Origin of the sequence: Cohnella sp. CFH 77786 (assembly GCF_019400745.1) — a bacterium.
Taxonomy (GTDB): Bacteria; Bacillota; Bacilli; order Paenibacillales; family Paenibacillaceae; genus Cohnella.
In genome coordinates this window covers 132667-144918 of record NZ_WJIB01000001.1, presented here as the reverse complement: position 1 = coordinate 144918, position 12252 = coordinate 132667, and the positions used below count along the sequence as shown (strand labels likewise).

Annotated in this window: 13 protein-coding genes; all 13 read left to right on the top strand. The window is 59.5% G+C overall.

Annotation, left to right across the window (positions count from 1 at the left end; genetic code table 11):
- The 13 genes from trmFO to GE107_RS00645 all read left to right on the top strand — a co-directional run bounded on the left by trmFO (position 1) and on the right by GE107_RS00645 (position 12233).
- Positions 1–1341: an FADH(2)-oxidizing methylenetetrahydrofolate--tRNA-(uracil(54)-C(5))-methyltransferase TrmFO gene (trmFO, locus tag GE107_RS00705; protein ID WP_219637495.1), complete on the top strand. Its 1341-nt coding sequence runs from the start codon at positions 1–3 to the stop codon at positions 1339–1341.
- Positions 1342–1549: 208 nt separating this feature from the next.
- Complete coding sequence (gene hslV / locus GE107_RS00700; protein ID WP_219637493.1) at positions 1550–2092, top strand: ATP-dependent protease subunit HslV; 543 nt, start codon at positions 1550–1552, stop codon at positions 2090–2092.
- Positions 2093–2321: 229 nt separating this feature from the next.
- Positions 2322–3713, top strand: a complete 1392-nt coding sequence (hslU, locus tag GE107_RS00695; RefSeq protein ID WP_219637491.1) for an ATP-dependent protease ATPase subunit HslU — start codon at positions 2322–2324, stop codon at positions 3711–3713.
- 40 nt (positions 3714–3753) lie between these two features.
- Positions 3754–4521: a GTP-sensing pleiotropic transcriptional regulator CodY gene (codY, locus tag GE107_RS00690; protein WP_219637489.1), complete on the top strand. Its 768-nt coding sequence runs from the start codon at positions 3754–3756 to the stop codon at positions 4519–4521.
- Between the two features lie 255 nt (positions 4522–4776).
- Complete coding sequence (flgB, locus tag GE107_RS00685) at positions 4777–5190, top strand: flagellar basal body rod protein FlgB (RefSeq protein WP_219637487.1); 414 nt, start codon at positions 4777–4779, stop codon at positions 5188–5190.
- A 3-nt stretch (positions 5191–5193) separates the two neighbouring features.
- Entirely contained in the window at positions 5194–5637 is a 444-nt protein-coding gene (gene flgC / locus GE107_RS00680; RefSeq protein WP_219637485.1) for a flagellar basal body rod protein FlgC, read from the top strand.
- A gap of 60 nt (positions 5638–5697) precedes the next feature.
- Entirely contained in the window at positions 5698–6006 is a 309-nt protein-coding gene (fliE, locus tag GE107_RS00675) for a flagellar hook-basal body complex protein FliE (RefSeq protein WP_219637483.1), read from the top strand.
- 84 nt (positions 6007–6090) lie between these two features.
- Positions 6091–7659: a flagellar basal-body MS-ring/collar protein FliF gene (gene fliF / locus GE107_RS00670; RefSeq protein WP_219637481.1), complete on the top strand. Its 1569-nt coding sequence runs from the start codon at positions 6091–6093 to the stop codon at positions 7657–7659.
- Positions 7660–7673: 14 nt separating this feature from the next.
- Positions 7674–8687: a flagellar motor switch protein FliG gene (gene fliG / locus GE107_RS00665; RefSeq protein ID WP_219637479.1), complete on the top strand. Its 1014-nt coding sequence runs from the start codon at positions 7674–7676 to the stop codon at positions 8685–8687.
- On the top strand, positions 8680–9522 hold the full coding sequence (locus GE107_RS00660) for a FliH/SctL family protein (protein WP_219637477.1): 843 nt from the start codon (positions 8680–8682) through the stop codon (positions 9520–9522). The genes fliG and GE107_RS00660 overlap by 8 nt, the downstream gene beginning before the upstream one ends.
- Positions 9509–10828, top strand: coding sequence for a flagellar protein export ATPase FliI (fliI, locus tag GE107_RS00655; protein WP_370636196.1), 1320 nt, complete (start codon positions 9509–9511; stop codon positions 10826–10828). Before GE107_RS00660 ends, fliI begins: the two co-directional genes overlap by 14 nt.
- A 12-nt stretch (positions 10829–10840) precedes the next feature.
- Positions 10841–11284 carry a flagellar export protein FliJ gene (fliJ, locus tag GE107_RS00650; RefSeq protein WP_219637473.1) on the top strand — a complete coding sequence of 148 codons (444 nt, stop codon included), beginning with the start codon at positions 10841–10843 and terminating at the stop codon, positions 11282–11284.
- 40 nt (positions 11285–11324) lie between these two features.
- The gene (locus GE107_RS00645; RefSeq protein ID WP_219637472.1) at positions 11325–12233 is read left to right on the top strand and encodes a MotE family protein; all 909 of its coding nucleotides are present in this window, start codon (positions 11325–11327) and stop codon (positions 12231–12233) included.
- Positions 12234–12252: the final 19 nt, after the last annotated feature.

Below are 12252 nucleotides of genomic sequence, written 5' to 3'. Positions count from 1 at the left end.
GTGAACGAACATCAGCGCGTGACGGTCGTCGGAGCCGGACTGGCCGGAAGCGAGGCCGCATGGCAGATCGCCTCGCAAGGCGTGCCCGTCACGCTTTACGAAATGCGCCCCGTTCGCCGTACCCCCGCCCATCACACGGACCGGTTCGCCGAGCTGGTGTGCAGCAACAGCCTACGGGCAAACGGGTTGACGAACGCCGTGGGCGTTTTGAAGGAAGAGATGCGCCGTCTCCGTTCGCTGATCCTGTCCGCGGCGGACCGGAACGCCGTACCGGCGGGGGGCGCGCTCGCGGTGGACCGCGACGGTTTCTCGGGCGAAGTGACGGCCCGGCTGCGGGAGCACCCGCTTGTCACGGTGGTGAACGAAGAGATATCGGCCATTCCCCAGGACGGCATCACGGTCCTCGCGACCGGACCGCTCACATCCCCGGATCTTTCCCGTGAAATCCAGGAGCTGCTCGGGGAGGAGTATTTTTACTTCTACGACGCGGCTGCGCCGATCGTCGAGAAGGACTCCATCGACATGGAGCGGGTTTTCCTTGCGTCCCGATATGACAAAGGAGAAGCCGCCTATCTGAATTGCCCGATGAACGAAGAGGAGTTCGAAGCTTTCTACGAAGCGTTGATCACGGCGGAAACGGCCGAGATCAAAGAGTTCGAGAAGGAGATGTACTTCGAAGGCTGCATGCCGATCGAAGTCATGGCCAAACGCGGCAAGCAGACGGTGCTGTTCGGGCCGATGAAGCCGGTCGGGCTGACCGACCCCCGCACCGGGAAACAGCCCCACGCCGTCGTGCAGCTGCGCCAGGATAACGCGGCGGGCACGCTGTACAATCTGGTGGGTTTCCAGACGCATCTGAAGTGGGGGGAGCAGAAGCGCGTGTTCGGCTTGATCCCCGGCCTCGCAGAAGCGGAATTCGTCCGTTACGGCGTCATGCACCGCAATACGTTCATCAATTCCCCGCGGCTTCTGCTGCCCACCTACCAATTCAAACGCAGTCCGAACCTGTTCTTCGCGGGTCAGATGACGGGAGTCGAAGGATATGTCGAATCGGCCGCGTCGGGACTCATCGCGGGGATTAACGCCGGACGGCTGGCCAGGGGGCTGGAGCCGCTGACGCTGCCCCCGGAAACGACGCTCGGGAGCATGGCGCATTACATCACGACGGCGGATTTCCGGCACTTCCAGCCGATGAACGCCAATTTCGGCTTGTTTCCGCCGCTCGGACGGCGTGTCCGCAGCAAGAAAGAGAAGAACGATTCGATCGCGGAGCGGGCGCTTGCGAATATCGACGCGTTCGCCCGGGATCTGCACCCAGTTGCAAACGTTCCGACCGTATGAAGCAGCGGCTGCGGGTCCAGGGACCCCCGCTGCTTCGGCGCGTTCACGGAAAAGCGAAGGCATACCATGGACGGCGGGCCGATAGCCTTGCGCCGGCTTGGCATATGGGCAATCCGGCCCTCGAGCGGTGAGAGTTTGAGCGGTGAAGGTCTGTCTTCTTCAAACTTCCTATTGCACGTCAAACTCCCTATTAGAGGAGGAGAAAACGATGAGCGGTCAATTTCACGCCACTACGATTTGCGCGGTCCGGCACAACGGCAAAGGCGCGATCGCGGGAGACGGCCAAGTGACGTTCGGCAACAGCATGGTCATGAAGCATACGGCCAAAAAGGTGCGAAGACTCTACCGCGGACAAGTGCTGGCCGGTTTCGCAGGCTCCGTGGCGGATGCGATCACCCTCTTCGAGAAGTTCGAAGGTAAGCTGGAGGAGCACCATGGGAATCTCCAGCGCGCGGCGGTAGAGCTGGCCAAGGACTGGCGCTCCGACCGGGTGCTTCGTCGACTGGAGGCGATGATGATCGTCGTCGACGCCACCGGCATGCTGCTGTTGTCGGGCAACGGCGAGGTGATCGAGCCGGACGACGGAATTCTGGCCATCGGTTCGGGAGGCAGCTTCGCGCTCGCGGCGGCCCGCGCGTTGAAACGGCACGCGCCCCAGATGGAGGCGAAGGAAATCGCGCGTTCATCGTTGCAGGTGGCGGCCGAGATTTGCGTGTTCACGAACGACAACCTGGTCGTCGAGGAAATATAACGGGAAAACTCGATTGACGGAAATGCAGTCGTGGGTTTGATTTTTCGAAGGAAAGCCGAGTTAACCTTAGATCTTGCATCATTCAGCCGCCGAAGGGCCGAACCGTCGGAGTAATGCATGGATCTATCGTCGCTTAGCCGCATGTGCATCGACTCGACGGAGATTGAACCGGGATTCGCTTTGAAGCTTAACTTCACTTTTTGGGCTGAGAACAGGGAGGTAGAGGACCATGAGCGAAAATTTGACGCCTCGCCAAATCGTGGCGGAGCTTGACAAATACATCGTGGGACAGAAGCAGGCGAAGCGCTCCGTCGCGGTCGCGCTCCGCAACCGTTACCGCCGCAGCCGCCTGGAAGAGGGGCTGAGGGACGAGATCGTCCCCAAAAACATCCTCATGATCGGCCCGACCGGCGTCGGCAAAACGGAGATCGCGAGACGCCTCGCCAAATTGGTGCACGCGCCGTTCATTAAAGTCGAAGCGACTAAGTTCACCGAAGTCGGATATGTCGGACGCGACGTCGAATCGATGGTCCGGGACCTGGTCGAGACGGCCATCCGCATGGTCAAGGAAGAGCGTACGGAGAAAGTCCGCGACAAAGCGGAGCGGGCCGCCACCGAACGGCTGGCGGAGCTGCTGGTCCCGTCTCCGGCCAAATCCAGGCCCCAGCGCAACCCGCTTGAAATGCTGTTCGGCGGAGGGAACAACGGAGCGGCGGAAGAAGCCGAAGCGCCCGATCCCACCCTGCAGGCCAAACGCCGGGAAGCCAAGGAGAAGCTGGAGGCCGGCAGCCTCGAGAACGACATCGTGGAAATCGAGGTGGAGGACGCGGCCCCTCCGATGCTGGACTTGCTCGCGGGCCCCGGACAGGAGCAGCTGGGCAACATGCAGGAGATGCTCGGCCAATTCCTGCCGAAACGGCGCAAGAAACGCCGGCTGCCGGTGAAGGAAGCCCGCAAGGTTCTCATCCAGGAAGAAGCGAACAAGCTGATCGACATGGACGATGTCATTTCGGAATCGGTACGGAGAGCGGAGCAGTCCGGCATCATCTTCATCGACGAGATCGACAAAATCGCGAGCGCCGGCCGCGGGCAAGGCCCCGACGTCTCCCGCGAAGGCGTGCAGAGGGACATCCTCCCGATCGTCGAAGGTTCGACGGTCATGACCAAATACGGTCCCGTGAAGACCGACTTCATTCTGTTCGTGGCCGCCGGGGCGTTCCATATCGCCAAACCGTCCGACCTCATCCCTGAGCTGCAGGGACGGTTTCCGATCCGCGTGGAGCTGAGCAGCCTGACCGACGAGGACTTCGTCCGGATCCTGACGGAACCCCAGAACGCGCTGACCAAGCAATATACGGCCCTTCTCGAAACCGAGGGCATCCGGATCGAATTCACGGAGCCCGCCATCGCCGAAATCGCCCGCATGGCCCAGGAAGTGAACCGCAACACGGAGAATATCGGCGCCCGCCGTCTTCACACGCTGCTGGAGAAGCTTCTGGAGGATTTGTCCTTCGAGGCGCCCGAGCTGCAGCTGGAACAAATGAGCATCACCCCGGAATATGTCCGGGAGAAGCTGGCTACCATTGCAAGCAACCGCGATTTAAGTCAATATATTCTGTAAAAGGTGCTTCGCTTGTCGTATTAGGAGGAACGTAACGATCATGACGTTGTTGGAAAAGATCCGAACCTTGAATAAACTGCTTCAAAAGGCTGCCGGAAAGCCGCTCAATTTCGGGGAAATGGCGGAAGTACTCCGGGAAACGATCCAGGCGGACGTTCTCGTCGTCAGCCGCCGGGGAAAAGTGCTGGGAAGCGCGCTGACCCCCGAATTTCCCGAAATGTGGCTCCGGCAGGAAGACCCTTCCGAGCTGCGCTTTCCCCCGGAAAGCAACGAGGCTTTTCTGAGAATCGGGGAAACCGCGGTGGGGGTGCCGAAGGAGGAAACCCTCGGAAAAGTCGAGGCGGCGTTCAAGGACAGAATCGTGACCATTGTACCAATTATCGGAGGCGGGGATCGTCTAGGGACTTTGGTCCTAGCTCGACAATCCGTCGCGCTGGGGGAAGACGACTTGATCCTTGCCGAATGCGGATCCACGCAAATCGGAATGGAGATTTTGCGCGACCGCGCAGAAGAACGGGAAGTCGAAGCCCGAAACAAAGCGATCGTATCCGTCGCCGTACATTCGCTTTCGTTCAGCGAATTCGAAGCGGTCGAGCAGATTTTCGAAGAACTGGAAGGGAAGGAAGGGCTTCTGGTTGCCTCGAAAATCGCCGACAGAGCCGGCATTACGCGGTCCGTCATCGTGAATGCGCTCCGCAAGCTGGAAAGCGCGGGCGTCATCGAAACGCGTTCGCTCGGCATGAAAGGAACTTACATCCGGATCCTTAATTCCCAGCTTCTGCAAGAAATCGAAAGACAGAAAAACTAAAGCCGTTCTGATCCCCTGTCACGGAAAAGCCCCGATCTCTCTGAAGATTAGGGCTTTTTTCTTATTGTTTTAGACAGAGGTCTCAGACATGATATTTTTGGGGGTAGGTCATCCTTCTTCTTTTTTTAATAAATCGCAATTCGGATGTCGAATTCGGCAGGAATTTTGACGAATGCCGTTGAATCTAATAGAGAATCCCCATGAACATTTTCTCATCGGATTCTCATAATCCGTACGGAAGGATGGCAATCATCGATGGACCTTTTGAGCGGTGCCTCGTTTCAGCGATTGGAAGGGGCGATCCACGCCGCATCCATGCGGCAGCAAGTTCTCGCCAACAACATCGCCAACGTCGACACCCCGAATTTCAAACGATCCGACGTCGCTTTCGAGGAGATGCTGTCGCAGGCCATGGGAAGCGGCGGCATGAAGACGCTGGCTCTCAAGACCTCGGACCCGCGCCATATATCGAACGGGGTTTCCGCCTCAGGCCCCGTTCCTTCGGTCGTAACCGAGGAATCCACGGTATTCAACAACAGCCGCAACAACGTGGATATCGACAAGGAGATGTCGCTTGTCGCAGAGAACCAGCTCCGATACAACCTGTTTATCCAACAAATGAACCACAACGTGAAAATGATGCGCATCGGGATCGAAGGGAGGGGATAACGGATGAAACTTGGAGGTTTCGACATCAGCGCTTCGGCTCTGACCGCCCAAAGGCTGAGAATGGACGTCATTTCGGCCAACATCGCGAACGCCGAGACGACCCGGGCCCAATTCGTGAACGGCAGATTCGTCCCCTACCGGCGCAAGGAGGTCGTGCTTGCCGCCGTACAGCCCAAATTCCGGAACCTGCTGGACGAGAAGTTGAACGCGGACGCGGAACAAGGGGTGCAGGTAGCCGCCATCCGGGACGATGCGACGCCTTTCAAGCAGGTTTACAACCCCGCGCACCCGGATGCGGACGAGAACGGCATGGTGAATATGCCGAACGTCGACGTCGTCAAGGAAATGGTCGATATGATTTCGGCGTCGCGTTCCTACGAAGCGAACGTCACGGCGCTTAACGCAAGCAAAGCCATGTTCATGAAATCGCTCGAGATCGGCAGATAATCCGAACACAAGGATGACCGCCGCAGAATCCGAATTCGAATCCGAAAGGTGGGGGCTTTAATGATTCAGAATGCAATGCTCGCTCCGGCAAGCCTGTCGATGCTGCAGCAGACAACCCCTGCCGCAGCCAAAGCGACGCCGGCCGAGGCGACCGAAAGCTTCGCTTCTTTTCTGAAGACCGCGCTGGACAGCGTAGCCGCCCAGGAAAACAACGTACATACGGTTACGGACCAGTTCATCATCGGGCAAGCGGACGTGAACGACGTGATGATCGCATCCTCCAAGGCCGAGCTCAGCCTCTCTCTGACTTCTCAGGTGCGCAACAAAGTGATCGAAGCTTATCAGGAGATCATGCGGATGCAAATGTAATCCGAGCTCATACGCAGCAACAACCGCAGCCGTCGCCGTTTCAACCGGCGTTACGGCTGCGTGATCCGCAGGTGAGGTGACAACGTGAACGAGAAGTGGGCACAGGTTCGCGAGAGGCTGACGGGCTTCTGGAACCAATACAGCAAGACGCAGAAATGGGTGCTCGCCTCGACGGCCGTTTTTTTATTGCTTGCCGTCATATTGTTGACTTCGTGGCTGACCCGGACCCAATACGAGGTCGCGTTTCAAAATCTGGACAGCACAGACGCCGCCTCCATCATGCAATATTTAGATGGCCAGGGAATTTCCTACAAGCTGAGTCCGGACGGGACGAGCATTTCGGTGCCCAGCGCCGCCGCATCCCGTGCCCGGGTGGAGATCGGTTCGCAAGGGCTCGTCCAGAACGGCTCCTTGGGCTTCAAGGAACTGAGCCAATCCAGTTCGTCCATCGGGACGACGGAAGAAGAGTTTCAGGTCAAATACCGCAACGCGCTGAACGGGGAAGTGCAGCAGCTGCTTCAAAACAAGCAAGGCGTTCAGAGGGCGAAGGTGCTGATCAACCTTCCTCAAGAGACGTTGTTCGCCGGCGACGAGCGGGAAAAGGCGACCGCTTCGGTCGTGCTGTCGTTCAAGCCGGGATTCCGTCCGAAGCAGGAGGATATCGACAGCTACTTCAACCTCGTGAAGACGGCCGTGCCCAATCTGGCCATCGACGGCATCACGATCGCGAGCACGACGGGGGATTTGGAGCCTTCCGCCGCGTTAGGCGGCGAGGGCGTTACGAATGGCGGCATCGAGCAGCAGCTCGCGAGCACCCGCGACTTCGAGAACGAGGTCAAAAAGAAAATCCAGCAATTCCTGGCCCCGATGGTCGGCATGGAAAACATGGTCGTCAACGTCGTTTCGACGCTGAACTTCGACCAGAAGTCGACGGAATCGAATACGGTGGTGCCGCTTCCCAACAACGATAACAAAGGGATCGTTCAAAGCGAGCAGCACACTTCCGAAACCTCTACCGGCACGGACGGAGCCGCAAGCGGAGTGGCCGGAACGGGCGAGACCGACATCGCGAATTTCCCGGGGGGCGCTTCGTCCTCGACTTCTTCATCGGAAAAAACGCAGGATATCATTAATTACGACTTCAGCCGCGTCAAAGATTTGATCAAATCCGCGCCCTACAAAGTGAAGGACGTGTCGATCAGCGTCGGGATCGACTCCGCGCTGATGACGCCGGAGCGCACGACGGCGATCCAGCAGGTGCTCGTCGCCAGCGTCCGCACCTTGCTCGCGGAGTCGGGCTTGGATCTGAGCGATCAGGAAATGACGAAGCGCGTGTCGGTCCTGTCCGAGCCGTTTAACGCAAGTGCGGCGCAGACGTCCGGCATGACGGTCTCGGCCTATTGGCTGGCGGGACTCGGCGTGCTCGCCGCCGCGCTGCTCGGCGGAGGCGGGTACTACGTCTACCGGCGGCGGAAATCGGCGCAGGAGGCGGCCGCCCTTGCGGCAGCGGAAGTGCCGCGCGTGGAGCTGCCGACGATCGACATCGACAACGTTTCGAGCGAAAGCCAGATCCGCAAGCAGCTTGAAAATCTGGCGAAGCGCAAACCGGAGGAGTTCGTCAATCTGCTCCGGACTTGGCTGGTGGACGAATAGAGGTGGCAGCATATATGGCGAAATCAGCAATTCAACTTTCCGGCAGGCAGAAAGCGGCCATCCTTCTCATCACGCTAGGCCCGGAAGTTTCCGCGAACGTATTCAAGCAGCTGCGGGACGAGGAAATCGAGCAGCTGACGCTGGAGATCGCCAACGTCCGCAAAGTGGACAGCATGGAAAAGGAAAGCATTCTGGCCGAGTTTCACCAGATTTGCTTGGCGCAGGAATACATCTCCCAAGGCGGTATCACGTACGCCAAGGAAATTCTGGAGAAAGCGCTCGGCGCGGGCAGGGCGTCGGATATTCTGAACCGGTTGACCGCGACTCTGCAGGTCAGGCCGTTCGACTTCGCCCGCAAGGCGGAGCCGCAGCAAATCCTGAACTTCATCCAGAACGAGAACCCCCAGACGATCGCCCTCGTCCTCTCGTATCTGCAGCCGGATCAGTCGTCGGCGGTGCTCTCCTCGCTGCCCCAGGACAAGCAGGCCGACGTCGCCCGCCGGATCGCGCTCATGGACAGCACCTCTCCGGAGGTGATCGCCCAGGTCGAGCGGGTGCTCGAACAGAAGCTGTCGGCGACCGTCACGCAGGATTATACGAACGCGGGCGGTATCGAAGCGATCGTGCAGATTTTGAACGGCGTCGACCGCGGCACCGAAAGGACGATTCTGGACTCTCTGGAGATCCAGGACCCCGAACTGGCCGAAGAAATCAAAAAACGGATGTTCGTATTCGAGGATATCGTCAATCTCGACAACCGGTCGATCCAGCGCATCATCCGGGACATCGAGAACGCCGACTTGCAGCTCGCGCTCAAGGTGGCGAGCGACGAGGTCCGGGAAGCGATTTTCCGGAACATGTCCAAACGCATGGCCGATACGTTCAAGGAAGAGATGGAATACATGGGCCCCGTTCGGCTTCGGGACGTCGAAGAAGCGCAAACGCGCATCGTAGGCACGATTCGCAGATTGGAAGAGTCGGGCGAGATCATCATCGCCCGCGGCGGAGGAGACGATATCATTGTCTAATCTGATCAAATCCGGACGCGTCGTCTCGCTGGACGATCTCAAGCAGCTGGAACTGATCCGCCGATTCGTCCCGAATCCCCAAAAACCTTCAGGTTCCGACGGAGAAGCCGAAGGAAAAGGGGAGGCGGATGTCGAAACCCTATCCATGAAAGAACGCATCCTCGAGGATGCCGAACGGACGGCTCAGGAGATCGTCCGGCAGGCCCGGGAGGAAGCGGAGGACATCCGAGCGGCCGCGCGGATGGAGGCCGAGTCGTGGTGGCAATCGCGAAGGGCGGAAGACGCGGGAGTCACGGAGGAAGCCCGCCAAAGCGGGTACGCCGAAGGCTACGCCGCCGGCGCGGAGCGAGCGGAAAGCGAACTCCGCGCGGAATGGGAGTCCCGTATGCGGGAAGCCCGCTCCCTCGTCGAACAAGCATACATATCCAAAGAAAGAATCATCGCGGAGGCCGAAGCATTCGTCGTCGAATTGAGCTGCTCCATTGCGGAGAAGCTCTTATCGGCCAAACTTGCGGAGGAGCCCGAACGGGCGATCCGGCTATTCGCAGGGGCGCTGGCCCGCCGCAAGGAACAAGGCGTCATCACGCTCTGCGTTGCGCCTGCGCAATTCGAGTTCGTGTCGGCGGCGAAGGACGAGCTGTCCCTCGTCTTGGACGCTCAGGCGGAGCTGCAGATCGTGCCGGATGCTTCGGTCGGGGATGGGGGCTGCATCGTCCGCTCCTCTTTCGGAAGCATCGATGCCAGAATCGACACGCAGCTCAGCACGGTCCGGGCCGAGCTGCTGAGAGTCGCGGCCCACGCCGCGGAAGAGGGGAATGCCGATGCCGCTTCTTGACGTTTCCCGCTACGAGGAAGTGCTGGCCCATCTGGATCCCGTCCGGGTCAACGGCAAAGTGACGCAGGTCATCGGCTTGACCGTCGAATCCGAAGGGCCGGACGCCAGCGTCGGCGAAGTATGCGCGATCCATCCGCTGAAGGGCGGTTCGCCGATCCTGGCCGAGGTCGTCGGTTTTCGCGACAACCGGCTGCTGCTGATGCCGTTGGGCGAACTGCATGCCATAGGTCCAGGGTGCGATGTCGTCGCGACGGGCCGCCCGCTTACGGTCCAGGTCGGATCGGAATTGCTGGGCAAGGTGCTCGACGGATTGGGGCAGCCGCTCGACGGCTCCAAGCTTCCCGTCCGGATGCCGCATTATTCAACCCATCGAAAGCCGGGCAATCCGCTCGAACGTCCGAGGGTGACGGAACCGCTCGGGACCGGGGTTCGAGCCATCGACGGCTTGCTGACGGTAGGGCAGGGACAGCGGGTCGGCATCTTCGCCGGATCCGGTGTCGGCAAGAGCACGCTCCTCGGCATGGTGGCCCGGAACACGTCGGCGGATGTCAACGTGATCGCGCTGATCGGGGAACGCGGACGCGAGGTGCTGGAATTCGTCGAGAAAGATCTCGGTCCGGAAGGCTTGGCCCGTTCGGTCGTGGTTGTCGCGACTTCGGACCAGCCGGCCCTCATCCGGATCAAAGGCGCCTTGATCGCCACCACGATCGCCGAGTATTTCCGCGACAGAGGCTTGAACGTGATGCTGATGATGGATTCCGTCACCCGTTACGCGATGGCTCTGCGGGAGGTCGGGCTCGCGATCGGCGAACCTCCGGCGACAAGAGGATACACCCCTTCCGTGTTCGCTGCGCTGCCCAAGCTTCTGGAGCGGGCCGGCACCGGTCCGACGGGCTCGATTACCGCCTTCTATACGGTGCTCGTGGACGGAGACGACATGAACGAGCCGATCGCGGACGCGGTTCGGGGCATTTTGGACGGCCATATCGTGCTCCATCGGAATTTGGCCAACAAGGGGCATTTTCCCGCGATCGACGTGCTCGCCAGCGTCAGCCGCGTGATGAACAACATCGTGAGGGATAACCATCGAAGCGCGGCGGAGCAGTTGAAAAGACTGCTGTCCGTCTATCGGGATTCGGAAGACTTGATCCATATCGGGGCGTACCAGAGAGGGTCCAACTCGGAAATCGACAAGTCCATCCAGTTTATCGATTTGATTCACGCCTATACCCGGCAGAGAACGGACGAAAAAGTTTCTCTCGAAGAAGCGGCCGAGCGGTTGATCATCGATTTTTACAAGAGATGAGGTTAAACGCCCATGCGGTTTCGATACCCGTTGCAGAAAATCGTCGACCTGAAAGGCAGCGAGAAGTCGATGGCGGAGTGGGAATATGCCGCTTCGCTGGGCAGGTTGAAAGAGGAAGAGGAACGGCTTCGGGAGCTGGACGCCGAACGCGCCGCCGCCCGCGAACGGATCGAGAGCTCGGCGGCCTCCGGGGTTACGCTCGCGGAGCTGACTTCCCTTCAACACTACCTGGACGTGCTGGACGGCAAGGTCCGCCGCCAGACAGAAGGCGTGGAAGCGGCGGAAGCGCTGGTCCGCCTCAGGAGGAGCAAGCTGGCCGAGAAATCGATAGACGAGAAAGTATGGCAGAACGCCCGCGACAAGGCGCTAAGGATCCATCGGCACGAGTGGCTGATCAAACAGCAGAACGAGCTGGACGAAATCGCGACCGTACGCGCGGCGTCCGCGCGCGGGTGAAAGCCGCGTTCACGTTTCCGCGGGGAGAGGAGGAATAGTCGTGGCCGACGCCAATACCGAAAAAAGCAATTACAGCGGCTTCGAAAGGTTTCTCTTTTTTCTGACGCCGATTCTGTTTACCGCCGTTCTGCTGGGCATGCTGCTGCTTTTGTTCAACACGGAATGGAGGAACAAGGCACTGGAGATCGGCAACCGGATTCCCGTGCTCAAAGCCGTACTTCCCGATCCTGCGTCGTCTGCGCCGCCGGAGGCCAGCGACGAAGACCTTACGGTGAGCAACGCGAAGAAGAAAGTGGACGAGCTGAAGGCGCTATTGGCGGACCGGGAAGCGTCGCTGAAGAAAGCGACGCAGCAGACCGCCGATCAGAAGAAGGAAATCGATACGCTCAAGGCGCAAATCGAGCAATTGAACAAAGGCAAGCAGCAGCAAACGTTAACCGCGGAAGAGTATACGGCGCGGATCAAGTCGCTCGCAGGCGTTTACGCCAAAATGACGCCCGGCAAAGCCGCCCCTATTCTCGAAAGCATGACCCTGGAAGAAACGGCGCTCATTCTCGGAGCGATGAGCGATACCGAACGGACCCGAGTGCTGGAGAAAATGAGTGCCCAGAAAGCGGCCGACGTGACGATCAGGCTGAAAGACTCCGTCTCGGTGCAGGATCAGCAAATCGCGGCCCTGCAGGCCCGGATCAAGGAGTTGGAGACGGCCGCGGGTTCCGGCGCGTCTACGCTCGACGCTTCGGAGCTGAAGAAGACGTTCTCCTCGATGAAAGCGGCGGACGCCGCTACCCTGCTGCTTCAGATGTCGGGCTCGAGCCAGTCCAAAGCGCTTCTGATTCTCGGCGCCATGGACGACAGCGCACGTTCGCAGGTTCTCGCGGCCATGTCGAATCAAGACAGCAAAAAAACGGCTGCTCTCGTCAGCAAGCTGATGCCTGCGAATCCTTGACGATTGCGGCAACGCCACG

Excerpts from the sequence above, each read along its gene's own strand:
- fliJ (WP_219637473.1), top strand. The coding sequence starts at position 10,841 with ATGCGGTTTCGATACCCGTTGCAGAAAATCGTCGACCTGAAAGGCAGC.
- hslV (WP_219637493.1), top strand. The coding sequence starts at position 1,550 with ATGAGCGGTCAATTTCACGCCACTACGATTTGCGCGGTCCGGCACAAC.
- flgB (WP_219637487.1), top strand. The coding sequence starts at position 4,777 with ATGGACCTTTTGAGCGGTGCCTCGTTTCAGCGATTGGAAGGGGCGATC.
- fliI (WP_370636196.1), top strand. The coding sequence starts at position 9,509 with ATGCCGCTTCTTGACGTTTCCCGCTACGAGGAAGTGCTGGCCCATCTG.
- codY (WP_219637489.1), top strand. The coding sequence starts at position 3,754 with ATGACGTTGTTGGAAAAGATCCGAACCTTGAATAAACTGCTTCAAAAG.
- hslU (WP_219637491.1), top strand. The coding sequence starts at position 2,322 with ATGAGCGAAAATTTGACGCCTCGCCAAATCGTGGCGGAGCTTGACAAA.
- flgC (WP_219637485.1), top strand. The coding sequence starts at position 5,194 with ATGAAACTTGGAGGTTTCGACATCAGCGCTTCGGCTCTGACCGCCCAA.
- fliE (WP_219637483.1), top strand. The coding sequence starts at position 5,698 with ATGATTCAGAATGCAATGCTCGCTCCGGCAAGCCTGTCGATGCTGCAG.
- fliG (WP_219637479.1), top strand. The coding sequence starts at position 7,674 with ATGGCGAAATCAGCAATTCAACTTTCCGGCAGGCAGAAAGCGGCCATC.